Below are 23794 nucleotides of genomic sequence, written 5' to 3'. Positions count from 1 at the left end.
TTTAGGCCTTCATTGCTCGAAGGATTGGTACCATTCGGCCTGTCATTTCTACCGTGAACGGATCCGTCCATCATCTCGCGCCGTGCCCCCCGTCCGCGAAAACGACCCAATGCGGCGTCGGGCGGAGACATCTTGGTCCGTCGGACGAGCCAGGGGAGAATGAACCCAGAATTCATTTCTGTAAATCAAAATATACGTCAATCTAAGTTGACACTTTGATTGTTCGAGGCGTAGTCTTTGCCTTAATCCCGATCAGCCTGGGGAGGGGATGGGAGAAGGGATGACTGCCATGCGCATATCCAAACCATCGGCATCAGGCCGCGCCCTCTACACTGCGGAGGAACGTCGCAGGCGCGACGAGAGTGTGTGGACGCTGGTGCAGGGTATCCTCGCTCCCGTACAATTCCTGGTCTTTCTCGTCAGCCTCGGCCTCATCCTGCGCTTCCTCGTCACCGGAGAAGGGCTCGTCGCTGCCCAGGTCTCGATCGTCATCAAGACGCTGACGCTCTACGCGATCATGATCACCGGCTCGATCTGGGAAAAGGTGGTCTTCGGCCGCTATCTGTTCGCCCGCCCGTTCTTCTGGGAAGACGTCTTCTCGATCCTGGTACTGGCGCTGCACACCTCCTATCTCGTGGCTCTCTTCACCGGCGCGCTCGATCCCGGTTCGCTGATGGCGCTCGCGCTCGCTGCCTATGTCACCTATGTCATCAATGCCGGACAGTTTCTCTGGAAGCTGCGTCTGGCCCGTCTCGACCAGGCTGCAAGAGCGGGATCGTCCCCGACGCTTGGTAGTGCATCCTCGCTTTCGGGGAGCGCGTCATGAACCAGCCGCTCGTCTCCTGCGATACACCATCAGCCACCATTCGCCAGCGTGGCCAGCACGAGGTCTTCTGTGGCTTGACCTCGATCATCTGGCTGCATCGCAAGGTGCAGGATGCCTTTTTCCTGGTGGTCGGTTCGCGCACCTGCGCGCATCTCATCCAGTCTGCCGCCGGCGTGATGATCTTCTCCGAGCCGCGTTTTGCCACAGCGATCATGGAGGAGCGTGATCTTGCCGGCATGGTCGACATGCATGACGAGCTCGACCGTGAAGTCGCCCGTCTGCTCGAACGTCGCCCTGACATCCGGATGCTGGTGCTGGTGGGCTCCTGTCCGTCCGAGGTCATCAAATTCGATCTTAACCGTGCCGCCGAACGGCTCGACCGCAAATATGGCTCCAGACCACGGGTGCTCTGCTATTCCGGCAGCGGGATCGAAACGACCTTTACCCAAGGCGAGGACAATTTCCTGGCGGCCCTTGTGCGCGATCAATCGACCCATGGGGCGAGCGACAAGGTCGCCAAGCTCGTCGTTGCCGGCTCCATCGCCGATGTGGTCGAAGACCAGTTTGCTCGCTTGTTAGACGAGATGGGCCTCGAGGATGTCGTCTTCCTGCCCGGACGCAGCAGCGAGCGTCTGCCGAAGATCGGTCCGAACACGCGCTTCATCCTGGCCCAGCCCTATCTGGGCGCCACGGCGGCCGCGCTGGAAAGCTTGGGTGCCGCCCGCATCAATGCGCTCTTCCCGCTTGGCGAAGAAGGCACGACCGCCTGGCTGAAGGCAATTGCCGACACGTTTGGCGTTTCTCCGGCCCGGTTTGCCACCTTGACCGAGGCGCCGCGCCGGCGCGCCCGCGAGGCAACCGCCCATTATCGGCCCATGCTTGAAGGCAAGCGGATCTTCCTTTTCCCCGACAGCCAGATGGAGCCATCGCTCGCCCGCTATCTCAGCCGCGAACTCGATGCCGAGATCATCGAAGTCGGCAGCCCCTATCTGCACCGCGAACACGTCGCCGGCGAGCTCGCCATGCTGCCACCGGGCGTCTCGATCTCGGAAGGTCAGGATGTCGAAATCCAGATCGACCGCTGTCGTGCGGCCAAGCCCGATCTCGTCGTCTGCGGCATGGGGCTTGCCAATCCCTTCGAGGCGGAAGGCATCGTCACCAAGTGGTCGATCGAATTCGCCTTCACGCCGATCCAGGGCTATGAGCAGGCCGGCGATCTTGCCGAACTCTTTGCCCGTCCGCTGACGCGCAAGGCAATGATCGCGGGCGACCGCTCCGGCAGCCGGAGGGCCGCATCATGAAACTCACCATGTGGACCTATGAAGGACCGCCGCATGTGGGTGCCATGCGGATCGCCGCATCAATGAAGGGCGTGCATTATGTGCTGCATGCACCGCAGGGCGACACCTATGCCGACCTGCTCTTCACCATGATCGAGCGGCGCCCCTCGCGTCCGCCGGTCACCTACACGACCTTCCAGGCACGTGACCTCGCCGGTTCGACGGCCGATGTGTTCAAGACCGCCTGCCGCGATGCCATCGAGCGTTTCCAGCCGGATGCGCTTCTGGTCGGCGCTTCCTGCACAGCTGAACTGCTGCAGGACGATCCGGCGGGTCTGGCGCGGACGCTTGATGTACGGGTCCCCGTTGTGCCTCTGGAGCTGCCTTCCTACCAAAAGAAGGAGCACTGGGGTGCAGCCGAGACCTTCTATCGGCTCGTCCGTGGCTTCACCGCCGGGCGCGAACGTCCGGCGCAGGTCGCCCTGAACAGCTGCAACATCCTCGGTCCTTCCGCCCTCGGTTTCCGCAACCGCGACGACGTGACGGAAATCTGCCGGCTGCTTACCGCAAACGGCATCGATGTCCGGGTCGTGGCGCCGCTCGGGGCAACGGTCGACGATCTCGCGCGTTTGCCGGAGGCTGCCTTCAACATCGTGCTCTATTCCGAGATCGGCGAGAGCGCTGCACGCTACCTGAAAAAGCAGTTCGGCATGCCTTTCGTCTCGACCGTACCGATCGGGATTGGTGCGACACGGACCTTCCTCGCGGAAGTGCGCGCACTGGCAGGCCTTTCGAATGACGAGCCAGTCGGAGAGGCGGAGGATCGCGCTACCTGGTGCGCGCGCTCGGTCGACAGCAATTACCTCACCAACAAGCGTGTCTTCGTCTTCGGAGACGCGACCCACGCCATTGCCGCTGCCCGCATCGCCGCCCGGGAACTGGGCTTTAAGGTCTGCGGCCTTGGCACCTATATGCGCGAGTTCGCCCGTGAAGTGCGCGAGGCCGCTGAAGAATTCGGCATCGAGGCCCTGGTCACCGACGACCATCTCGATGTCGAGCAGGCGATCGTCGATGCCCGTCCGGAGCTGGTTCTTGGAACGCAGATGGAGCGGCACATCGCCAAGCGGCTGCGCGTTCCCTGCGCCGTCATTTCGGCGCCCGTCCATGTCCAGGATTTCCCGGCCCGCTACTCCCCGCAGATGGGCTTTGAGGGTGCGAATGTCATCTTCGACAGCTGGGTCCACCCGCTGATGATGGGTCTTGAGGAGCATCTCCTGCAGATGTTCCGGGACGATTTCGAATTCAACGATCAGGCGCAGGCCTCGCATCTGCATGCCCATGCGCCCTCGGCAAAGCCGGTGGCTGCGGATGACAAGACCGATGGCGAGACGCTTGTCATGGCCGAGGCGCCCTCTGCAGAGGCTGTCTGGACGCTGGAAGCCGAGCGCGAGTTGAAGAAAGTGCCCTTCTTCGTGCGCGGTAAGGCCCGCCGCAACACCGAACTTTTCGCCGCCCGCAAGGGTATCCGCCCGATCACCGTGGAGACGCTGTATGACGCGAAAGCCCATTTCGCCCGCTGACAGCACCCCGGTCCGGGTGGTGTTCGTGACGCTCGACAATCACATTGTCGCAGCCGTCGATGATGCGCGCCGCAGCCTCGCCCAGGACCTGCCCGGTCTGACGCTTTCTGTCCATGCCGCGACCGACTGGAACGACAATCCAGCCAGCCTCGAAGCCTGCCGTGCGGCCATCCTTGCCGGCGACATCATCATCGTTTCGATGATCTTCGTCGAAGAGCATGTGCGCGCCATCGCAGACGTGCTCGAATCGCGGCATCGCGAGTGTGATGCCATGGTCTGCTGCATGTCGGCCGGCACGGTCATGAAATACACGACCATGGGTCGTTTCAAGATGAGCGAAGAGCAGAAGGGCCCGCTGGCTCTTCTGAAGAAGCTGCGCGGCAAAAGCTCGCGTGGCGGCAAGGATAGTGGCCGCACCGCCGGCGAGCGTCAGCTCGCGATGCTGCGCCGCCTGCCGCAGCTCCTTCGTTTCATCCCCGGCACCGCGCAGGATGTGCGCAACTATTTCCTGACGCTGCAATATCGGATCGCCGCCTCGGACGAAAACATCGCCAACATGGTGCGCCTGCTGGTCGGCAAATATGCCCGGGGGGAGCGCAAGGGGCTTCAGGGCCGGGTGACCGTGGGCGATCCCGTCGAATATCCCGACATGGGTCTCTATCATCCGCGCCTGAAGCCAAGGGTGGCAACGCAGCTTTCGGCCCTGCCGTTCAAGCCTGGCGCCCGTGGGACCATCGGCCTGCTCCTGATGCGGACCTATATCCTCTCCGGCGATACCGGCCACTACGACCGGGTCATCCGCGAGCTGGAAACCCGCGGCTTCAACGTCGTCCCGGTCTTCTGCAGCGGTCTCGACATGCGCGGTGCAATCGAGCGCCACATGATGGGCGGCGCAACCGGCGTTAAGATCGATGCGCTCTGCTCGCTCACCGGCTTCTCGCTTGTCGGAGGCCCGGCCTATAGCGATGCGAGCGCAGCGGCGGCTCTGTTGCAGACGCTCGACGTTCCCTATTTCTCGGCCTTCGTCACCGAATTCCAGACGCGCGAGGCCTGGGCGCAGTCGGGCCAGGGCCTGACGCCGATCGAAACCACGCTGATGGTCGCGATCCCGGAACTCGATGGTGCGATCGGCTCCATGGTCTTCGGCGGACGCTCCGATGGTGCCATCAAGGCCAAGGCCTGCATCTGCTCGCGCCAGCTCGATGCCTGCCCCTCGGGTCGCGCCTGCATGCAGCCGGACGAGGAGCGCGTGACGCTGCTCGCCGACCGGCTGGCGGCGATGGTGGATCTGCGCCGTGCAGCCCGCGCCGAACGCCGCCTTGCGGTCACGATCTTCAACTTCCCGCCGAACAGCGGCAGCATCGGCACCGCCGCTTTCCTCTCGGTTTTCGAAAGCCTGTTCGAGACGATGACGCGGCTGAAAGCCGAGGGTTACGATGTCGACGTGCCCGAGGATGCCGAGGCGCTCAGGCTTGCGATCCTCGAAGGCAATGCCGCGCTTTATGGTGCCGAGGCCAATGTGCATACGGTGGTTTCTGTCGATGACCACGTGCGTGGCGAGCGGCATCTCGCCGACATCGAAGCGCAGTGGGGACCGGCGCCTGGCCGGGTGCTGAGCAATGGCCGTGGCCTCTTCGTTCTTGGTCGCCAGTTCGGCAAGCTGCTCGTCGCGATCCAGCCGCCCTTCGGCTATGAGGGCGATCCGATGCGGCTTCTCTTCGAGGGCGGCTTTGCCCCGAACCACGCCTTCGCGACCTTCTACCGTTATCTGCGCGAAACCTGGAAAGCCGATGCCGTTCTGCATTTCGGCACGCATGGCGCGCTCGAATTCATGCCTGGCAAGCAGGTCGGCCTGTCGGAAAGCTGCTGGCCGGATCGTCTTCTCGGCGCTCTGCCGAATTTCTATCTCTACGCGGCGAACAACCCGTCCGAAGGATCAATTGCCAAGCGCCGGTCGGCCGCGACACTGATCTCCTATCTCACGCCGCCGATCACCCATGCCGGGCTCTACAAGGGCCTGAGCGAACTGAAGGCGAGCCTCGACCGTTACCGGCAGGCAGCACCTGATGCGCTTGTCGAGCGCGAACGCCTGTTCGAGTTGATCCAGGTGCAGGCGGCGCAGCTTGAGCTTGGTCGCGACAGTCTGGCCCAAACCCAGGCCGAGATCATCCAGTCGCTGGTGGCTGAAATGACCGAGCTTGAATATGCGCTGATCCCGCATGGTCTGCATGTTGCCGGTCGCGGCCTGCAGCGCGACGAGCGGCTCGACATGCTGGAGCATGTCGGCGCCGGCATGCCCGCCGTTGTCAGCCATGCCGATCGGCAGGCACTGGTTCTTGCGATTGCCGATGGCGATGATCTCGCCGTCGCGCAGGCGGAAAAGGCCGGTTCGCCGGACCTGAAGGAGAGCATCGCGCGCCTGAAGGCGATGAACAGCGAGCTTGTCAGCAATCGCGAACTCGATGGTCTCGTGCTGGCGCTTGATGCGCGCTACGTGCCGCCGTCGCCGTCGGGTGACCTGCTGCGCACACCCGAACTTCTGCCCACCGGCCGCAACATTCACGGCTTCGATCCCTTCGGTATCCCGAGCGCTTTTGCCGTTCAGGATGGCGAGCGCCAGGCGGCACGGGTGCTGGAGCGCTACATGCAGGCTGATGGTCGCCTGCCGGAAACGGTCGCCGTCGTGCTCTGGGGCACGGACAACTTGAAGACCGGCGGGGCGCCGCTTGCCCAGGCCATGGCGCTGATGGGGGCAAGGCCAAGGCTCGATGCCTATAACCGCGTCTGCGGTGCCGTGCTGATCCCGCTCGAGGAGCTGAAGCGTCCGCGCATCGATGCGGTCATGACGCTGTCGGGCATCTTCCGCGATCTTCTGCCGATCCAGGCGAGCATGCTGGCGGAAGCCAGTTATCTGGCTGCGACGGCGGACGAGCCGGTCGAAATGAACTTCATCCGTAAGCATGCGCTTTCCTATTGCGAGAGCCATGGCTGCGACCTTGAGGCTGCCGCCTACCGGGTCTTTTCCAATGCCGACGGTGCCTATGGCGCGAACGTCAACATGCTGATCTCGTCCTCTGCCTGGGACGATGACGCCGAAATTGCGCAGACCTACAGCAATCGCAAGAGCTTCGCGATCAACCACAAGGGCAAGACGAGCCATCAGGCCGATGTGCTCGACAGCATGCTCGAACATGTCGACATGGCCTATCAGAACCTCGATTCGGTCGAGATCGGCATCACCACGATTGAGCATTACTTCGACACGCTCGGCGGCCTGACCAAGGCGGTCTCGAAAGCCAAGGGCGGCGGGACGCTGCCGGTCTTCATTTCCGACCAGACGCAGGGCGAGGGGCGTGTGCGCACGCTGGGCGAACAGGTGGCGCTCGAAACCCGCACCCGCACGCTGAACCCGAAATGGTTCGAAGGCATGCTGAAGCATGGCTATGAGGGCGTGCGCCATATCGAGGCGCAGGTCACCAACACGCTCGGCTGGTCGGCAACGACCGGCGGCGTTGATCCCTGGGTCTATCAGCAGATCACCGAAACCTTCGTGCTCGATGACGCCATGCGCCAGCGGCTCGCGACGCTCAATCCGGCTGCCACCGCACGGGTCGCCAACCGGCTGATCGAGGCGCATGAGCGCAATTACTGGCAGCCGGATGCAGACACGCTGGCCGCCCTGAAACAGGCCGGGGAAGAATTGGAAGACCGTCTCGAGGGGCTGGTCAGGGAGGCTGCCCAATGAACATCTACACCCATGGTAAGATCGCCGAACGCGAGGCGCGCATCGCCGAAAAGCTCCGGGAGAGGGCCGATGGCGAGGGCAGCGTGCAGGTGCATCTCGACCCGACCATGGAAATCGACGGCGCCAAGGTCTTCGCCATCTATGGCAAGGGCGGGATCGGCAAATCGACGACGTCGTCGAACCTCTCGGTCGCATTCTCCATGCTCGGCAAGCGCGTGCTGCAGATCGGCTGCGATCCAAAGCATGATTCCACCTTCACGCTGACCAAGAGCCTGATCCCGACCGTCATCGACGTCTTGGAAAAGGTCGATTTCCATTCCGAGGAACTTCGCCCGGAAGACTATATGGTCGAGGGATACAACGGCGTGCAGTGCATCGAGGCGGGTGGTCCGCCGGCCGGTACCGGTTGCGGTGGTTATGTCGTCGGCCAGACGGTGAAGCTCTTGAAGGAGCATCACCTGCTCGACGACACCGATGTGGTGATCTTCGACGTACTGGGCGATGTGGTCTGCGGTGGCTTTGCCTCGCCGCTGCAACATGCCGAGCGTGCAGTCATCGTCGCTGCCAATGACTTCGATTCCATCTTCGCGATGAACCGGATCGTTGCCGCCATCAAGGCGAAGTCGAAGAACTACGACGTCAGGCTTGGCGGCGTGATTGCCAACCGCTCGCGCGAGACGGACCAGATCGACCGCTACAATGAGGCGATCGGCCTCAAGCGCCTCGCCCATGTGCCGGATAGTGACCATGTGCGGCTCAGCCGCCTGAAGAAGAGCACGCTGTTCGAGATGGGTGACAGCCCGGAGATACTGGGCATCCAGAAGGAATACATGCAGCTTGCCGAGTGCCTCTGGGCGGGCACGCCGGCGCTCGAAGCCGAACCGATGAAAGACCGGGAAATCTTCGAATTTCTCGGCTTCGAGTGAGGTTGCCATGAGCCAGGCCGACTACATCAGACGCACCGGGGAAATCGAAAATTACTTCGATCGCACCGCGCTCGATGCGTGGAAGCGTCTGACCGGTGACCAGCCGGTGAGCGGTATCCGCGCCACCGTCCGCAAGGGCCGTGAAGAAATGCGCGGCACGCTTGCGTCGTGGCTGCCGCAGGACCTCGCAGGCTGGCGCATCCTCGATGCAGGCTGCGGTTCGGGCGTTCTCTCCTTCGAGCTCATCGCACGCGGCGCAGATGTCGTCGGCATCGATCTCTCGGCCCAGATGATCGCCCATGCCCGCCAACGGGCGCATGACCTCGAAGCCTCGCATGGCCGATTCAAGGGGGCGGTCACCTTCCACAGTGGCGACATGCTCGATCCGCGCCACGGTCGCTTCGATGCCGTGGTCGCGATGGATGTGCTGATCCATTACCGCCCTGCGGACGCCGTTCGCGTCCTCCACACGCTTGCCGAACGCACCTCGCGTCAGATGATCTTCACGCTCGCTCCGGGCTCGCGCCTGCTGCGGGCCATGCTGGCTGCGGGCAAGGTGTTCCCGCGCGGCAACCGGGCGCCCGCGATCTATCCGGTCGATCCGGCGCGGCTTGTCGGACAAATGGTCAACCATCCTGACTTTGCCTGCTGGCAGGCTGCTCGAAGCCACAAGGTCGGCGTCGGCTTCTACACCTCGCAAGCCATGGAGGTGATCCGGTCATGACGATCGCTGCCGCCAACCGTAAAATGATCGCGTTCTGGCAGAAGCTTGGAACGCGCTTCATGCCGTTTGCGGATGCGGCGACGGCGGAGATGCCCTTGTCCCGCCTGTTGCGGCTCTCGCTGTTTCAGGTCTCTGCCGGTTGCGTGCTCGTTCTCCTGACAGGGACCCTGAACCGCGTCTTGATCGTTGAGCTCGACGTGTCCGTGGCGCTGGTCTCGGCGGTCGTTGCCATTCCGGTGCTTGCGGCTCCTCTCAGACTGCTTTTCGGCTTCCGGTCGGATACCTACAAGTCCGTGCTCGGCTGGCGGCGCGTACCCTATGTCTGGCTCGGAAGCCTGCTGCAGTTCGGCGGGCTTGCCATCATGCCCTTTGCCTTGCTTCTCCTGCAGTCGCAGACCGTCGGGCCCGAATGGGCAGGGGCAGCGGGTGCAAGCCTTGCCTTCATCCTCACCGGTTTCGGCATGCATATGTCGCAGACGGCGGGTCTTGCGCTCGCCAGCGACCTCGTCCCGGAGGAGAAACGGCCGCGGGTCGTGGCGCTTCTATATTTCATGCTTTTGGCGGGCATGATCGGCGCTTCCAGCTTCTACAGCATCTTCCTCGTCGATTTCTCTCCGAAGCTCCTGATCCAGGTCATCCAGGGAACGGCGCTTCTGACTATCGTGATCAATGTCATCGCGATCTGGAAGCAGGAGCCGCGCGACGTGCGCCGTACGGCTGTCGACCGGGACCTTTCGAGCTTCTTCGATGCGCTTGACGATTACCGCAGCGCACCCGGCGTGATGCGGCTGCTCGTGGCCGTGGCCATCGGGTCGGCCGCCTTTTCAATGCAGGACATCCTGCTTGAGCCGTATGGCGGAGAGATCCTGGGGCTCTCGGTTGGTGAGACCACGCGCCTGACCGGACTGTGGGCCTTCGGAACCATGATGGGTTTTGCCTGGGCGGCCCATAGCCTGCAACATGGTGCGCAGATGTACCGGGTTGCCGCGCGCGGCCTCTTGATCGGGATCTCAGCCTTCTCCGCCGTCATCTTTGCCTCGCCGCTTGGCGTCAACGGGCTCTTCCATCTGGGTGCCTTCGGCATCGGCCTCGGTGGCGGGCTGTTTGCCGTCGGCACCATGCTGGCGGCGATGGGCATTGCCGAGCGCTCCGACAGTGGCCTTGTGGTTGGGGCCTGGGGTGCCGTGCAGGCGACCGCCATCGGGGCGGCCATGCTGGCGGGCGGCGTGATCAAGAACACGATCAATGCCTTGGCGCTGAACGGCTCGCTGGGCGAGGCCATGATGACGCCGGCTGCCGGTTATCTCGTGGTCTATAGCTTTGAAATCATTCTCCTCTTCCTGTGCCTGGCGGTTCTCGGTCCGCTGACCGGCCGGCGCTACCAGAGGGATTATCTGCAGGACATGCGTTTTGGATTGGCGGAGCTGCCCGGCTGAAGCCGGCGGAAACGCTCTACACTGGAGGGTCTGATATGACCGGGTCGCTGGTTGGAAATATCGATGTCGCACAGGTGGTGCTTTATGCGTTCTGGATCTTCTTCGCGGGTCTGATCTGGTATCTGCGCCAGGAAGACCGTCGGGAGGGTTATCCGCTCGAAGAGGATGTCTCGGGTCGCTATAACAAGAGCCCATGGCTCTTCGTGCCGCCGAAGAAGACCTTCGTGCTGCCACATGGTCAGGGGATCAAGCAGGTCCCGGATCTGAAACGCGACACCCGCACATTCTCCAGTCGCCGCATTGCCCCGGCCCCCGGCTATCCGTCGGAGCCGGTCGGCAATCCGCTGCTCGCCGGTATCGGACCTGGTTCCTGGGCCGAGCGTGCCGACAAGCCTGACGTGACGGCCCATGGCGACGCGCGCATCGTGCCGATGCGGGTTGCCGAGGGCTTCGGGCTGGCCGACGGTGCCATTGATCCGCGCGGCCTTGCGGTCGTCGGTTGCGACAAGCAGGTCGCCGGTACCGTGAGGGATATCTGGGTCGACCGGGCCGAGCACCTGATCCGCTACTACGAGGTCGAACTTGCTGGCGGCGCACGCTCCGTGCTTCTGCCGAACAACTTCATTGTTTTCCAGACCGGCCGCGGCAATGTCCGGCATCTCTATGTGCATGCCGTCACCGCCGCCCAGTTCGCCGATGTCCCGGCTACGGCCCGTCCCGAACTCGTGACCCTGCTCGAGGAAGACAAGATCGCCGCCTATTTCGGCGCCGGTCTCCTTTATGCGGATCGCTTCCGTCAGGAGCCGCTGCTGTGAGCCAGTTCGTCATCAGAGAACATGAAATCGAGCCGCTGCCGGGGCTTCCCGGCGTGCCGCCGGCTGGCGAGGTGATCCTCTGGCAGGGGCGTCCCTCTTCGGCTCTCGTTGCCCGCCATCTTCTGAAGATCCGCTGGATCGTCGGCTATTTCCTGATCCTGGCGAGCTGGGCTGTCGTGGCCGGCTGGAGTGACGGCCAGCCGGCGGGCGGCGTCCTTTTTTCGGTTGCGGTGCTTACGGCACTCGCCGGTGTGCTCATCGGCATGATCGAGCTCTTCGCCTGGGCGGTCGAGAAGACCACGCTTTACACGATCACCACCGAGCGCGTCGTGATGCGCTTCGGCGTCGCGATCTCGATGACGCTCAACCTACCGTTTCGCCAGATCGACAGCGTTGCGCTCGCCAAGATCGGTGAGAAGGCCGGCGTCATCGCCATTGCGCTCCTGCCGGGTCAGCGTCTGTCCTGGCTCATCCAGTGGCCGCATGTGCGTGGTTTCCGCTTCTCGAAGCCCGAGCCGAGCCTGATCTGCCTGGTCGACGCGGAGAAAGTCGCGGGCGTGTTGTCGGCTGCTGTTGGTCAATATCGCGGTGCGCGTGCCGAACAGCCGCGGATCATCGTTGAGGAAACGACGGGAAGCGCCATGCCGCCCTCCGTCGTCGCCGCAGAATAGGGAGCGCGTCATGGGATCGGCCTCGCATCTCGGCTACTGGGCGGACCGCAAGGGCAAGACGCCAAACCGGCTGCCGCGCGGCCTGTTCTTCGGTCTGGTCGGTCTGCTCGCCTTTACGGCGGGGGCAATCGTCTTCGGCCAGACGACGGGGCTCGGTCTCGTCAAGCAGCAGCTTGGTGCGCCGGTCGCCATCCGCGACCTGATGATTACACGCAGCACCTCGGACTTTGTCGTCGTCACGGACGTTGCGACGCGCCGGGAGATCGCAAGCTACGGGCCCCAGGCCGGCGGCTTCGTTCGAGGCTCGCTGCGGGCATTCGAACGCATGCGTCAGGTGGCCAAGGTGCCGTTTGAGACGCCTTACCGCCTGATCAAATGGGAGGCCGGTGCCGTCAGCCTGTCGGATATCGGTACCGGTGAACGGATCTATCTGGATGCCTTTGGCCCCGACAACGTGGCCGCATTCGAAGCCCTTCTGGGCTCACAGGGAGGAGAAAGCCAATGAACCCGGTCTTTGCCTTGATGCGACGGAAGGAGACGGTCGATTGTACCGTCGAGATCAACAACACCTTCGAGGCGCTGGGCGCGCACTTGAGGTTTGACAATGGCGTGGTGGTGCATCCCGGTGACGAGGTGCAAGTGCACGGCGCGCCGGTCCAGATCCCCTATGGCTCCAGCCAGAATTTTCGTCGCAAGGCAACGATCACCCGGGCCGGTGCGCTGGAACGGGCCTGGATCCGTGCGACCGGCGATCTCGACATGATGGAATTGTGCGAATTCAGCTTCACCGAGAGGGCATTGTCATGAACAATCACGTTTCGCCTGCTGATCTTTCCGATCACGAGCCGACCGTCGAGGAGCGCATGGCCGGGGTCAACGACACGACCCGCAGCGCGCTCGTCTCGACCATGCTGACACCGCGTTTCTACACCACCGATTTCGACGAGATGGACAAGATCAATGTCGAGCCGGTGCGGGCCGAATGGGATGTGTTGATCGCCCAGATGAAGAGCGATCCGAACCGCGGACACTTCAAGCGCAATGAGGAATGGGAAGACATCGACATCGATGCCCTGCCGGACGATCTGCGCGAGGAATTCATCGACTTTCTCGTCTCGTCGCTGACCTCGGAATTCTCAGGCTGCGTGCTCTACAAGGAGATGAAGCGGCGCGGCAAGAACCAGGAGATCTGCGAGCTCTTCGGCTATATGAGCCGCGACGAATCCCGCCATGCCGGCTTCATCAACGATGCGCTGAAGGATTTCGGCATCGGCGTGAACATGGGCTTTCTCGCCAAGGCGAAGAAGTACACCTTCTTCAAGCCGAAGTTCATCTACTACGCGACCTATCTCTCCGAGAAGATCGGCTATGCCCGCTACATCACCATCTTCCGGCATCTCGAAAAGCATCCGGAGCAGCGCTTCCACCCGATCTTCAAGTGGTTCCGCCAGTGGTGCAATGACGAGTTCTCCCACGGCGAGGCCTTCTCGCTGATCATCCGCTCCGACAAGCGGCTGATGGAGGGCATGAACAAGTACTGGATCAAGTTCTTCCTGCTTGCCGTCTTCGCCACCATGTATGTGCGCGATCACATGCGGCCGGCCTTCCACAAGGGGCTCGGCGTCGACATCGACGACTACGACATGAAGGTCTTCCGGCTGACGAGCGAGATCTCGCGCCAGTGCTTCCCGCTCGTGCTCGATCTCGACAATCCGGCCCTGCATGAAGGCTTCCGCCGGATGGAGCGGATCAACCGCAAGGTCATGGCAGCCGACGCGAAGGGCGGCCTCACGGGCAAGATCGCCAAGGGCTTCTGGTCGGCCGCTGCTGCCGTCAATTTTGTCCGGATGTATGCGATCCCGACGAAGTCGAACACGATCCCGGCCACATCGCGCCTGCAACCGGTCTGGTGAGGGGATCGCCATGACCCTGACCCACCCGCTCGCCGTCGTTCTCGTCGCCATCTCGGTATGGTGGCTTTCGACCGGGCTGGTGCTGGCCATGGTCAACCGATCCGACGGACCGCGGGGGAGCGGGCTCACATTGATGGCGCTGATGACGCTGGTCGGTGCCTTCGGTTTCATCCTCATGCTCTGGGGCGCGCAGGAACCGACAGTGCTCGGTTCCTATGTCGGCTTCTTCGGCGCACTGTTCGTCTGGGCCTGGCATGAAGCCGCGTTCCTGACAGGGATACTGACGGGAAGACGTACGGGCGAATGCCCACCCGGATTGACCGGCTTCCGCCGCTTCCGGGCTGCCTGGGAGGCGGTGAGCGATCACGAGATCGCCATTCTGGTGACGGCGATTGCACTCTGGCTTGCGCTCGACGGATCCGCCAACCTCTTTGGGCTTGCCGCCTTCGGGCTGCTTTGGGGCATGCGGATTTCCGCCAAGCTGGTGATCTTTCTCGGTGCACCGCATGCCGTCAGTGAGTTGATGCCGAAGGGCATCCGGCATCTGAAGAGCTATTTCAAGACCGATAGGATGACGCCGCTGTTTCCGATCTTCCTGGCGATCGCAGCCGGTCTCTTTGCGGTCCTGGTGGTCGGGGCCAGCAGGGCGACCCAGGCCCATTCGGTCGTCGGCCACACGCTGCTCGCCACCTTCATGGCACTCGCCATCGTCGAACATCTCGTTCTCGTTCTTCCCGTTTCCGACACGGCGCTGTGGCGCTGGGCCATGGCGCGGCAGGACCGGGGCAATCTTGCCATTCGCCCTGCGGCGGATGGCGTCTCCGCACTCAAGGAAAGTGGGCCTGTGTCCGGACCGCACTCTTCCTGGACAACACTTGGACAAGATACGATCGGGAAGAGGAAAGACTGATGGATGTTTTCCAGCACATGGAAGAGGCGCTCGCCGGCCTCCACACCGCCGGCAATTACCGCGTTTTCGCGGACCTCGAGCGTCACTGCTCGGCCTTTCCGAAAGCCGCGTTTCACAATGCAGATGGATCAGTGCGTGACGTCACCGTCTGGTGCTCGAACGACTATCTCGGCATGGGGCAGAACCCGCTCGTCACCGACCGGATGATCGAGGTCGTGCGCAAGTGCGGCGCCGGTGCCGGCGGCACGCGCAACATTTCCGGGACGAACCACTATCACGTCTTGCTCGAGCGCGAGCTCGCCGATCTGCATGGCAAGGAAGCCGCGCTGATCTTCACCTCTGGCTATGTCTCCAATTGGGCGGCACTCGGCACGCTGCTTGCCAAAATCCCGGGCATCATCTGCTATTCGGATTCACTCAATCACGCCTCGATGATCGAAGGCATCCGCCATTCGCGCTGCATCAAGCGGCAGTTCCGCCATAACGACTACAAGCATCTGCGCGAGTTGATGGCGGCAGACGATCCGGCAGCGCCGAAGCTCGTTGCCTTCGAAAGTGTCTATTCGATGGATGGCGACATCTCGCCGATCAAGGAGATCTGCGATGTGGCCGACCAGTTCGGCGCGATGACCTATCTCGACGAGGTTCATGCGGTCGGCATGTACGGCCCGCGCGGTGGCGGGGTTGCCGAACGTGAAGGCCTGATGGACCGGCTGACCGTCATCGAAGGCACGCTCGGCAAGGCTTTCGGCGTCATGGGTGGTTACATCACCGGCCCGGCCGTTCTGGTCGACTTCGTCCGCTCCTTTGCCTCCGGCTTCATTTTTACCACGGCGATCCCGCCGGCGCTCGCGGCAGGAGCCACTGCGTCGATCCGCCATCTTAAAGAGAGCCCGTTCGAGCGCCATATGCATCAGGCGACGGTGGCCAAGGTTCGGCGCGCGCTCGATGTGCGTGGGATCCCGCATATGCAGAACCCGAGCCACATCGTGCCGGTCATGGTCGGCAATGCGGCGAAGTGCAAATGGATCTCGGACGTGTTGCTCGAGGATTTCGGCATCTATGTGCAGCCGATCAACTATCCGACGGTCGCCGTCGGCAAGGAACGGCTCAGGATCACGCCGACGCCGCTGCACACGGACGCAGATATCGAGCATCTCGCAGAGGCGCTCTGTTCGCTCTGGTCGAAGTGCGCGCTGGCCAGGGCGGTTGCCTAAGCCGAGCAAAGGCCGTATCGGCAGGCCGCAAGGAACTCGTTTGGACGCTGACAGGATGACGGACAGCATTTACATCCCGGCGATCGCCGGTGACGGATCGCTTTATCCGATCGAAAAGATGCAGGCGCATCTCGACGGACAACTGCATCTTGCCGTCTCGGTTTTCGTTTTTGACGGTGACCTGCTGCTGATCCAGAAGCGCGCATCGACCAAGTATCATTGCGCCGGTCTCTGGGCCAATACCTGCTGTACGCATCCGCACTGGGACGAAACGGTCGAGGATTGCGCAGAGCGTCGCCTCACCGAGGAGCTCGGCTTCACCCTGCCGCTCACTCGACATCAGACCGTCGAATACGCGGCCGATGTCGGCGAAGGTCTAAAGGAGCACGAACGCGTGACCCTGTTCAGCGCCCAGGTCGACAGCCGGAGCCTGCAGGTTGCACCTGTCGAGGGCGAGGTCGAGGCTGTTCGCTGGATCGCGCCTCGCGATCTGATCCGGGAGGTGCGCGAGCGCCCGCAGGACTTCACGCCGTGGTTCCGCATCTATCTGCAGCGCTTCCCGGGCCTGAGCTTCGCCGAAGCGGCCTGATTTTCCCTTACTTTCCGCCTCTTTCTCGAACGTGCCCGGTGGCTGTGTCGCAGCCGTCGGGCTTGGCCTGTGAGGAAGGGGTTTTCGGACCACCGGCAACCGGCAGGTTTGCTTTCGCTTGAACCAGTCGGCCACGGCCAAAAAAAGAAGGGGAGCCCGTGAGCTCCCCTTCCCATTGCGGCCTGCCTTGGGAGGCCGTCAGTCGTTGGCGGTCTGGCTCGCCTCCGGCAGGACGACGGCTGCCGTCTCGGAGGTCGGCTTGGTCTGCAGCGCACTGCTCTGGCCGGCCGGAGCCATGCGCTGCGTCGTGCCGGGCTGGTAGGTCGTGAAGTCCGGGACGTCGGTCGGCCCCTTCTTCGCGAGCGAGTCGACGTAATCCTGCAGCATCGAGACGCCGTAGAGCGGCTTCTGAACGCCGGCGTGGCAGGTTGCGCAGCCAACCTTGAAGACATCGCCTTCCGGTCCCTTGCGGGTGTCCGGGAAGACCGGCGTGAGGCCAACCATATAGTTGGCGTTGATATCACGCACCATGCGGATGCCGTGCCAGGCAGTCACGCGCTGCGGCGGGCTTTCATCCCAGGCGTTGAAGGCTCTGGAGTTGTGGCAGGTGGTGCAGTTCACGCCGAGCGATTCCGACATGTGCATCATCAGAGACCATGTAGCTTCGGTCTCCTTGGTGCCGTTCAGGTTTGTCCCTGTCGGTAACGCGGTCGTTGAGTGGACGCGGATCTGCTTGGCGTCGAGCAGGTAGTCCTTCAGCACGTTCTGCGGCAGCGAGGAATTGCCGCCAAACTTGGCAACAACATTCTGGCCCGCGCGGTTCTGGGTCATGCCGCCGGCCGGCTTCGGTTCGAGATCCTCGTACCAGTAGTTGACCGGGATCGCCTGTCCGCGGTGACAGGTGTAGCAGGTCGCCCCCACCTGGCCCACATGGCTCTGCCAGTCGACGTTGATCGCCTGGGTCATCTGGATCATCCGGCGGGCAACGACCTTCTGATAGACCTCGTCGGAGGCAAGGTTTTCCGGGTTGTGGCAGTAGTTGCAGCCTGCTTCCGGCGCGATCCACTCGGTGATCGAAGCCATGAACTGGTTGAACTGATCGTCCGAAAGGTCACCGAGAACCTGAACGTTTTCGTAGATGTCGCGAGCGCGATCGCCGGCGGGGTCGGCTTCCCAGGGCGCGGCCGGGACGACGTTGGCCGCCTTCAGCGCTTCCTGGTTCTCGACATCCCGATGGATGTACATGCCCGTACCGCGATAGCCGATCTGCGTCGTCTCGACCGGCGGTGCATCCCAGCCGGCGCCGACGAAGCTTGCGATCGTCAGCAGGGAGCCGGCGGAGACAGCGAAGGGAATCCAGAGTTTCATCGTCCTTCTCCTTAAAGCGCCGGATCGACGACACCGGGATAGCCCGGCAGCGGGGAGACGATCCCGTGATTGATGCCCCAGAGGTACCAGTTGTCGACCACGGTGCCCGTGAGCAGGATGCCGATGCCGCCGGTGATGGGCGTGAGGATGGCGAACCACCAGGCCCAGCGGTGGACGGATTCCATGGTGGCGTTGAAGCCCATGGTCCAGCGCCAGAAGAGAGCCGCGCGTTCAGAGGCCGTGCCGCGATCGGTGATCTGCTCCAGCTCGCGTTCACCGCCGTATTTGCCGACGGCAAGGATCGTTGCGCCATGCATGGCAAAGAGCAGGACCGAGCCATAGAGGAAGACGATCGAGAGGCAGTGGAACGGGTTGTAGTAGAGATTGCCGTAGCGGATCGAGAAGGCTGCGGTCCAGTCGAGATGCGGGAAGATGCCGAAGGGAACGGCTTCCGCGAAATTTCCCATCAGCAGCGGGCGGATGAAGCCGAGCGAGAGGAACAGGAAAATCGCTGCGGCAAAGGCCCAGGCGACATGGGTGCCCATCTCCAGTTGCCGGGCCCGGCGATAGACGCGCACCCACCAGAGCAGAATGGACGTCGTTAGGAAGAAGCCAGCGATCAGCCACCAGCCACCCTCCGCGAGCGGCGGCAGCACCTTCAGGCCATATTGGGCCGGTGGCGGTTCGAGCCCGAGCCAGAAGAGCTGGCGGACGAACTGGATCGGATCCCAGCCGACGGACGCCAGCATGTTGAGGCCGATGATCTCGAAGGCGATGAAGCCGAAGACAAGCGAGAGCGTGCCGAGCCAGCCAAGATAGATCGGGCCGATCTGGGCATTGCCGATCATGCCGAACAGGCGGACCAGAAATGGCTTTCCGGTTCGCGGGCTGTCGCCGGCGGGCAGTGGCATGCCCTCTTCCAGCGGCCCGCTCACCTGAATGGGCGTGATGATGTTTTGATACTGCGCTAAGAACATGGTCCGGTCCCCCTCAGTTCCAGATTGGCAGCGTCAGCCACCAGTTCCACCATTGCGGCCAGCCCTGGTTCCAGAACGGTCCGCTGATGACGATGCAGACGGCGCTCCAGAAGCCCGCGTTCAGCGCCAGGATCAGGCCGAGGCGGTGGATGCCGAGCGTGCCGATCGAGTAGCCGATGATGTCGCGGAAGAAAGTGTCTTCATATTCAGGCGTCTTCACCTCGGCCTGCTTGCCGGCCTCTGTGATCGATGCGCCAGGATTGGCAGCCGACAGGATGAGGCCGCCATGCAGGGAGAGCGCCAGTGTCGTGGTGAAGAAGAAGGTCACCGCGATCATATGCGCCGGGTTGTAATGGAAATGCAGATATTGGTAGCCGACGTTCGAGACCCAGTCCAAGTGGCTGAAGATGCCATAGGGGAAGCCATGGCCCCAGGCGCCGAGCAGCAGCGGACGGAACACGACGAGCGTCGCATAGGCGAAGATCGCGAAGGAAAAGGCGAAGGGCACGTGATAGCCCATGCCGAGCTTGCGGCAGATTTCCACCTCGCGCAGCGCCCAGGAAATGAAGGCTCCCAGCGCACAGACGGTGACGATCTGCCAGAGCCCGCCTTCCTTCAGTGGCGCGAGCGCCAGACCATAGGCGAGATCAGGCGGCGCAATCGAAATGCGCCAGATGTTCCAGGTCGGACCGATCGCCGCACCATAGATCAGGAGCGCCGTGCCGAGGATTGCGAAGAATGCCGTGGTGACGCCGAAGAAGCCCACGTAGAAGGGCCCCACCCAGAAATCAAAGAGGTCGCCTCCGAGCAGCGTACCGCCTCGTACGCGATATTTGCGTTCAAAACTCAGCAGCGCCATGTTCGTTTCCTCCAGAGGTAATCAGCCAGGTGGCGATGTCGGGTCGTGCAGGATTGGCGGCGGGCGAAACCTCGGGTGTTGCGCCCGCTGCCGTCTTGGGTTTTCAGCCGATCAGCCTGAGATCCACGCCTTCAGAGATGGAATGCTCGATGGAACTGGTCGTGAGGGGCTTGCCCTCCAGCCAGTTGAAGCGTTCCGTGCTCAGCAGGATGAAGTGGATCAGGATGGCGAGGGTGAACAGGAATACGGAGAGTGCGACCAGCGCCTTGCGCGGATCGAACATAAGCCAGATTCTCCACATATCACGCCTCCTCAGGTCAACATCGGGAGAAGCGCTTGAGCCGTCTGGTTGATGCCCTCGAGAGAGCTGTAACCTTCCGGACCCGGGATCCAGGGACGCCACATCCAGACCAAGATATGCGCGACGATGGCAATCGCCGTGAATATCATGAAGCCTTGGATAAAGAATCCATGGACCTCGCGCGCTTCGCTTTCGGTCAGACCCGAAAGTGAAACATTTGATGTCTCAGCCATCAAATTCACCTCCTAGTCTCGAACACCGCGGCGCCCCCGCGGCGGGGTTTCGGAAGGCCGTTTGACGGACCTGCCGGGTTCTGCCGGTGTCGAGAACACCGGCAAAGGGATCGGGCTACGCGTGGAAGGCGTAACCGGCAGCTGCATAGGCCGCGGAGCGGGCCTCGGCGAAAACGGATTGTGCCGGTCGCTCGCCGGCATCCTCGGCATGGCCTGCCAGCCGGGACGTAACCGCGGCGAAGAGGCAAAGCGGATAAAGGAGCATGTAGAGACGCCGCATGTTCTGGCGCTCGGACTGGCGGTCGCGGGTTCGACGCATGTCCTGATCGGGTCGGGTTGCAGTGATCATGGCTTCACCTCCAATGGTCCCTCGAAAGGGTCTCGTTCCGGCACTCATGCGAAGGCTCCCTCGAGACGGGCCGCCTTCTCCACATGCTGACGGGTGACTTCGTGGTCCTCGGCCCGGCGCGCCTCGCGTTCCGCCGCTTCCCTCAGCCGCTTGGCGGCGGAGATGCGGACGAGCACCGGCTCGTTGCCGACATATGTTTCAAGCGTGGTCTGGGCGTCCGATTGCCAGGTCATCTCGCTGCGTGGGCGCGCCGTGGTCGCTTCAATCGCGTCAAGCTCGCCGGCTCGCGGCAGGATGTCGAACAGCATGTCGAAAAGTGCGTTGCAGACTTCCTGGATCAGCCAGGCCGCCCCCGAATAACCCATGACCGGTGTGCCGGTGTGGCGGCGCACGATGGCGCCGGGGTAGGAGAGCTGGACGAACTTGCCGCGGGCGCCGCGCTCGGCCATGTACATGCGCTCGTTGAACGAGCCGAACATGATCATCGGCGGCTTCTTCGCAGTGAGGTCCGCGACCTCGATGTTGTCGGTCTTCGAGCCAGCCTTGCGGGGGATCGCGAAGTTGCAGGGCAGGCCCATCTCTTCCTCGAGGAAGTTGCGGATGCCGCGCACATAGGTCTCGTTGGCGACGATCGCGAAAGTCGCGGTGGCAAAGAAGTCCTGGGTCACGGAGCGCCAGAGATCCCAGAGCGGCTTCAGCGTCGTGTGCTTTTCCTTCAGGATGAAGGGCTCCGGGTCGAGCCCCAGCATGCCGCCCAGCTCGCGCAGGAAGGCGGTGGTCGAATGGATGCCGATCGGCGCCTGCAGATAAGGGCGGTCCAGAGTCTCGCAGAGCAGGCGGCCGAACTCGCGATACAGGCAGATATTGGCATCGGCATCGGCAAGCTTGCGTACGTCTTCGAGATGGCTGCCGAGCGGGAAGACCATGTTGATCTCGGCACCCAGTCCTTCCACCAGTCGGCGGATCTCGGCGAGATCCGAGGGCATGTTGTAGGTGCCGTAGATCGGTCCGATGATGTTGACGCGGGGCTTGGCGCCTTCCGGACGGCGACGCGGTGCAGGTACCTTGCCGCCCTTCGGACCGAATTCGGTCCAGAGCCATTTCAAGGCGCGGTCGGCGCTCTGCCACTGGTCTTCATCGATCGTGCGCGGCAGGAAGCGGACGATGTTGGAGCCTTCAGGCGTCACGCCCCCACCGATCATCTCGGCAATCGAGCCGGTGACGACAACGGCCGGCAGGTCCGGATCAAGCGCGAGACGCGCCCGCTTCATGGCGCCCTCCGTGCCGTGCTGGCCCAGTTCATCTTCCGAAAGGCCGGAGACGACGATCGGCAGCTCGTGCGGGGGCAGGGCGTCGGTATAGTGGAGGACTGAGGTGACGGGCAGGTTCTCGCAGCCAACAGGGCCGTCGATGATCACCTGCAGGCCCTTGATCGCGGTGAAGGCGTAGACGCTGCCCCAGTAACCGCCGGCTCTGTCGTGGTCGAGGATCAGCATCCGACGCTCTCCCCATTATCGACGGCGTTGCGGGACTGCTTGACCTTGGCCGCGAACTTCTTGCGATAGGCGCTCCGGTCTTCCGGTACGGTTTCCCATATGCCGGCACCGTCGCCAGAGCCGACACCTTCGAAGAAGGCATTCATGGCGAGGAAGCGGTCTTTATTCCCGATGGCGGCATTGATGACGGCGGGCAGCGAAGCGACACCTGCCGGACCCATCAGGGGGCGGGCGGAGATCAGATTGGTGAAATAGAGAGCGGGGGTGGCGCTCTCCTTCGCCTTCTGCACGACAGGCGTCGTGCCAATGGCGAGATCCGGCTTGAATTCGTCGAAGGCCGCAAGGTCCTGCTCGAGCGAGGCGCGGAAGCGAAGTTCCACGCCATGGGCGGACAGCCAGTCGGCATCCTCGTTGTTGTAAGGCGTCTTCGGACAGGCCGTGCCGACGTAACGCAGGTCTGCGCCGAGTTCGACCAGAAGGCGGGCGACCAAGAGTTCGGAACCCTCATAGCCCGAGAGCGTGATGCGACCCTTGATCTTGTGATCTGCGAGGGCCGCTTTGATTGCGCTTCGCATGGCGTTGCGGCTGATATTGGTCTTCTCTGCGGCCACACCACAGCTGTCGCCAATGGCTTTCAGCCAGGCGTCCGTACCGTCCACGCCGACGGGAGCTGAGCCGACGATCGGGCGCCCGGCTGCCTGGAACTCGCGGATGCTGGCAGTGTAAAACGGATGGATCGCGGCCACAGCGGCGCAGTCGAGAGCGGAATAGAGTTCGCGCCATTCCCGGACAGGGAGGGTGGGGCCGGCTGCGAGCCCCATCGGCTCCAACATGCCGCCGATGACGACCGGGTCGACCGGGAACATCTCGCCGAGCAGCGTGACCGTCGGCCTGTCCTTCAACCCACCGCGCGGACGCTGGACCGGGCCTTCGCCGATTTCCTGGCGTGCATAGGCGAGCATGGCGCCCGAAAGCACATCCTTGGCTTCCGCGTGGGTCGGGACCCCGAAGCCGGGGACGTCAATGCCGACGATGCGGACGCCGTCGATCTCACGCGGCAACATCTTGAGTGGCACGCCCGAGGCGGTTGGGACACAGAGGTTGGTGACGACGACGGCGTCGAATTTCTCCGGATCCGCCATCTGATGCACGGCCTCGACGATGTCCTCGTAGAGCTTGCCGGTGACCAGCGTTTCCGAACTGAAGGGCACATAGCCGACCGAGCGCTTGGCGCCGTAGAAATGCGAGGTGAAGGTGAGGCCGTAAACGCAGCAGGCCGAGCCCGAGAGGATCGTGCCGACACGGCGCATGCGAAGGCCAACGCGCAGCGAGCCGAAGGCCGGGCACATGGATTGCGGCTGGTCGTGCGGGCCCTTGGGATAATCCGCCTCGAAGCGGTCCATCAATTCGCCCTGACCGGCGGCGCGGGCCGCAGCCTTGGAGAGTTCGACGCCGCCATGGCAGCCGATGCCGTTTGTGTCTGCGGCCACGCCGTCTGCAAGGACGGCGGTGTCGCTGCTAACGGGCGAAGTCCCGCTGGCGTCGTCCGGCTCGAATTCCTTGCGCAGGTCATCCATTG

General features: G+C 63.0%; 23 protein-coding genes. 15 read left to right on the top strand and 8 right to left on the bottom strand.

The annotated features are described in order from the left end of the window. Positions 1-280 precede the first annotated feature (280 nt). The 15 genes from bchF to idi are packed head-to-tail and all read left to right on the top strand — an operon-like array spanning position 281 to position 16632. The gene (gene bchF / locus M1E12_RS15030) at positions 281-826 is read left to right on the top strand and encodes a 2-vinyl bacteriochlorophyllide hydratase (protein ID WP_479562366.1); all 546 of its coding nucleotides are present in this window, start codon (positions 281-283) and stop codon (positions 824-826) included. Next, the gene (locus tag M1E12_RS15025) at positions 823-2127 is read left to right on the top strand and encodes a ferredoxin:protochlorophyllide reductase (ATP-dependent) subunit N (protein WP_479562365.1); all 1305 of its coding nucleotides are present in this window, start codon (positions 823-825) and stop codon (positions 2125-2127) included. The genes bchF and M1E12_RS15025 overlap by 4 nt, the downstream gene beginning before the upstream one ends. Continuing rightward, positions 2124-3686 (top strand): ferredoxin:protochlorophyllide reductase (ATP-dependent) subunit B, encoded by a 1563-nt coding sequence (gene bchB / locus M1E12_RS15020; RefSeq protein ID WP_479562364.1) that lies wholly within the window; start codon positions 2124-2126, stop codon positions 3684-3686. The genes M1E12_RS15025 and bchB overlap by 4 nt, the downstream gene beginning before the upstream one ends. Further along, entirely contained in the window at positions 3658-7431 is a 3774-nt protein-coding gene (locus M1E12_RS15015; RefSeq protein WP_479562363.1) for a magnesium chelatase subunit H, read from the top strand. Before bchB ends, M1E12_RS15015 begins: the two co-directional genes overlap by 29 nt. After that, a complete protein-coding gene (gene bchL / locus M1E12_RS15010) occupies positions 7428-8357 on the top strand; it encodes a ferredoxin:protochlorophyllide reductase (ATP-dependent) iron-sulfur ATP-binding protein (protein WP_479562362.1) in 930 nt (309 codons plus the stop codon). The genes M1E12_RS15015 and bchL overlap by 4 nt, the downstream gene beginning before the upstream one ends. A 7-nt stretch (positions 8358-8364) precedes the next feature. After that, positions 8365-9081 carry a magnesium protoporphyrin IX methyltransferase gene (bchM, locus tag M1E12_RS15005; RefSeq protein WP_479562361.1) on the top strand — a complete coding sequence of 239 codons (717 nt, stop codon included), beginning with the start codon at positions 8365-8367 and terminating at the stop codon, positions 9079-9081. Beyond that, complete coding sequence (locus M1E12_RS15000) at positions 9078-10517, top strand: BCD family MFS transporter (protein ID WP_479562360.1); 1440 nt, start codon at positions 9078-9080, stop codon at positions 10515-10517. The genes bchM and M1E12_RS15000 overlap by 4 nt, the downstream gene beginning before the upstream one ends. Positions 10518-10552: 35 nt before the next feature. Next, positions 10553-11332: a photosynthetic reaction center subunit H gene (gene puhA / locus M1E12_RS14995; protein ID WP_479562359.1), complete on the top strand. Its 780-nt coding sequence runs from the start codon at positions 10553-10555 to the stop codon at positions 11330-11332. Beyond that, entirely contained in the window at positions 11329-12003 is a 675-nt protein-coding gene (gene puhB, locus M1E12_RS14990; RefSeq protein ID WP_479562358.1) for a photosynthetic complex putative assembly protein PuhB, read from the top strand. Before puhA ends, puhB begins: the two co-directional genes overlap by 4 nt. A 10-nt stretch (positions 12004-12013) precedes the next feature. Then, positions 12014-12508 (top strand): photosynthetic complex assembly protein PuhC, encoded by a 495-nt coding sequence (gene puhC, locus M1E12_RS14985; RefSeq protein WP_113376835.1) that lies wholly within the window; start codon positions 12014-12016, stop codon positions 12506-12508. Continuing rightward, positions 12505-12810: a hypothetical protein gene (locus M1E12_RS14980; protein ID WP_113376834.1), complete on the top strand. Its 306-nt coding sequence runs from the start codon at positions 12505-12507 to the stop codon at positions 12808-12810. The genes puhC and M1E12_RS14980 overlap by 4 nt, the downstream gene beginning before the upstream one ends. A 56-nt stretch (positions 12811-12866) precedes the next feature. Further along, a complete protein-coding gene (gene acsF / locus M1E12_RS14975) occupies positions 12867-13916 on the top strand; it encodes a magnesium-protoporphyrin IX monomethyl ester (oxidative) cyclase (protein WP_479564893.1) in 1050 nt (349 codons plus the stop codon). Between the two features lie 10 nt (positions 13917-13926). Continuing rightward, on the top strand, positions 13927-14826 hold the full coding sequence (gene puhE, locus M1E12_RS14970; RefSeq protein WP_479562357.1) for a putative photosynthetic complex assembly protein PuhE: 900 nt from the start codon (positions 13927-13929) through the stop codon (positions 14824-14826). After that, the gene (gene hemA, locus M1E12_RS14965) at positions 14826-16043 is read left to right on the top strand and encodes a 5-aminolevulinate synthase (protein ID WP_479562356.1); all 1218 of its coding nucleotides are present in this window, start codon (positions 14826-14828) and stop codon (positions 16041-16043) included. The genes puhE and hemA overlap by 1 nt, the downstream gene beginning before the upstream one ends. Positions 16044-16098: 55 nt before the next feature. Beyond that, positions 16099-16632, top strand: a complete 534-nt coding sequence (idi, locus tag M1E12_RS14960; protein WP_479562355.1) for an isopentenyl-diphosphate delta-isomerase — start codon at positions 16099-16101, stop codon at positions 16630-16632. A 198-nt stretch (positions 16633-16830) separates the two neighbouring features. On the opposite strand, the gene pufC is transcribed toward idi, so the two are convergent. The 8 genes from pufC to bchY all read right to left on the bottom strand — a co-directional run bounded on the left by pufC (position 16831) and on the right by bchY (position 23792). Next, complete coding sequence (pufC, locus tag M1E12_RS14955; RefSeq protein WP_479562354.1) at positions 16831-18000, bottom strand: photosynthetic reaction center cytochrome PufC; 1170 nt, start codon at positions 17998-18000, stop codon at positions 16831-16833. A gap of 11 nt (positions 18001-18011) precedes the next feature. Next, positions 18012-18977, bottom strand: a complete 966-nt coding sequence (pufM, locus tag M1E12_RS14950) for a photosynthetic reaction center subunit M (protein WP_479562353.1) — start codon at positions 18975-18977, stop codon at positions 18012-18014. 13 nt (positions 18978-18990) lie between these two features. Then, positions 18991-19836 (bottom strand): photosynthetic reaction center subunit L, encoded by an 846-nt coding sequence (gene pufL / locus M1E12_RS14945; RefSeq protein WP_113458889.1) that lies wholly within the window; start codon positions 19834-19836, stop codon positions 18991-18993. A 103-nt stretch (positions 19837-19939) separates the two neighbouring features. Then, on the bottom strand, positions 19940-20137 hold the full coding sequence (gene pufA, locus M1E12_RS14940) for a light-harvesting antenna LH1, alpha subunit (protein WP_136537884.1): 198 nt from the start codon (positions 20135-20137) through the stop codon (positions 19940-19942). Positions 20138-20148: 11 nt separating this feature from the next. Continuing rightward, positions 20149-20370 (bottom strand): light-harvesting antenna LH1, beta subunit, encoded by a 222-nt coding sequence (pufB, locus tag M1E12_RS14935; protein ID WP_113458891.1) that lies wholly within the window; start codon positions 20368-20370, stop codon positions 20149-20151. A 115-nt stretch (positions 20371-20485) separates the two neighbouring features. Next, complete coding sequence (locus M1E12_RS14930; RefSeq protein ID WP_113458892.1) at positions 20486-20719, bottom strand: hypothetical protein; 234 nt, start codon at positions 20717-20719, stop codon at positions 20486-20488. A gap of 44 nt (positions 20720-20763) precedes the next feature. Further along, positions 20764-22215, bottom strand: coding sequence for a chlorophyllide a reductase subunit Z (bchZ, locus tag M1E12_RS14925; RefSeq protein ID WP_479562352.1), 1452 nt, complete (start codon positions 22213-22215; stop codon positions 20764-20766). After that, complete coding sequence (gene bchY / locus M1E12_RS14920) at positions 22209-23792, bottom strand: chlorophyllide a reductase subunit Y (RefSeq protein ID WP_479562351.1); 1584 nt, start codon at positions 23790-23792, stop codon at positions 22209-22211. The genes bchZ and bchY overlap by 7 nt, the downstream gene beginning before the upstream one ends. Between the last annotated feature and the right edge of the window lie 2 nt (positions 23793-23794).

The organism is Rhizobium sp. K33 (genome assembly GCF_056501445.1).
This window is presented reverse-complemented; position numbering and strand designations above follow the sequence as displayed.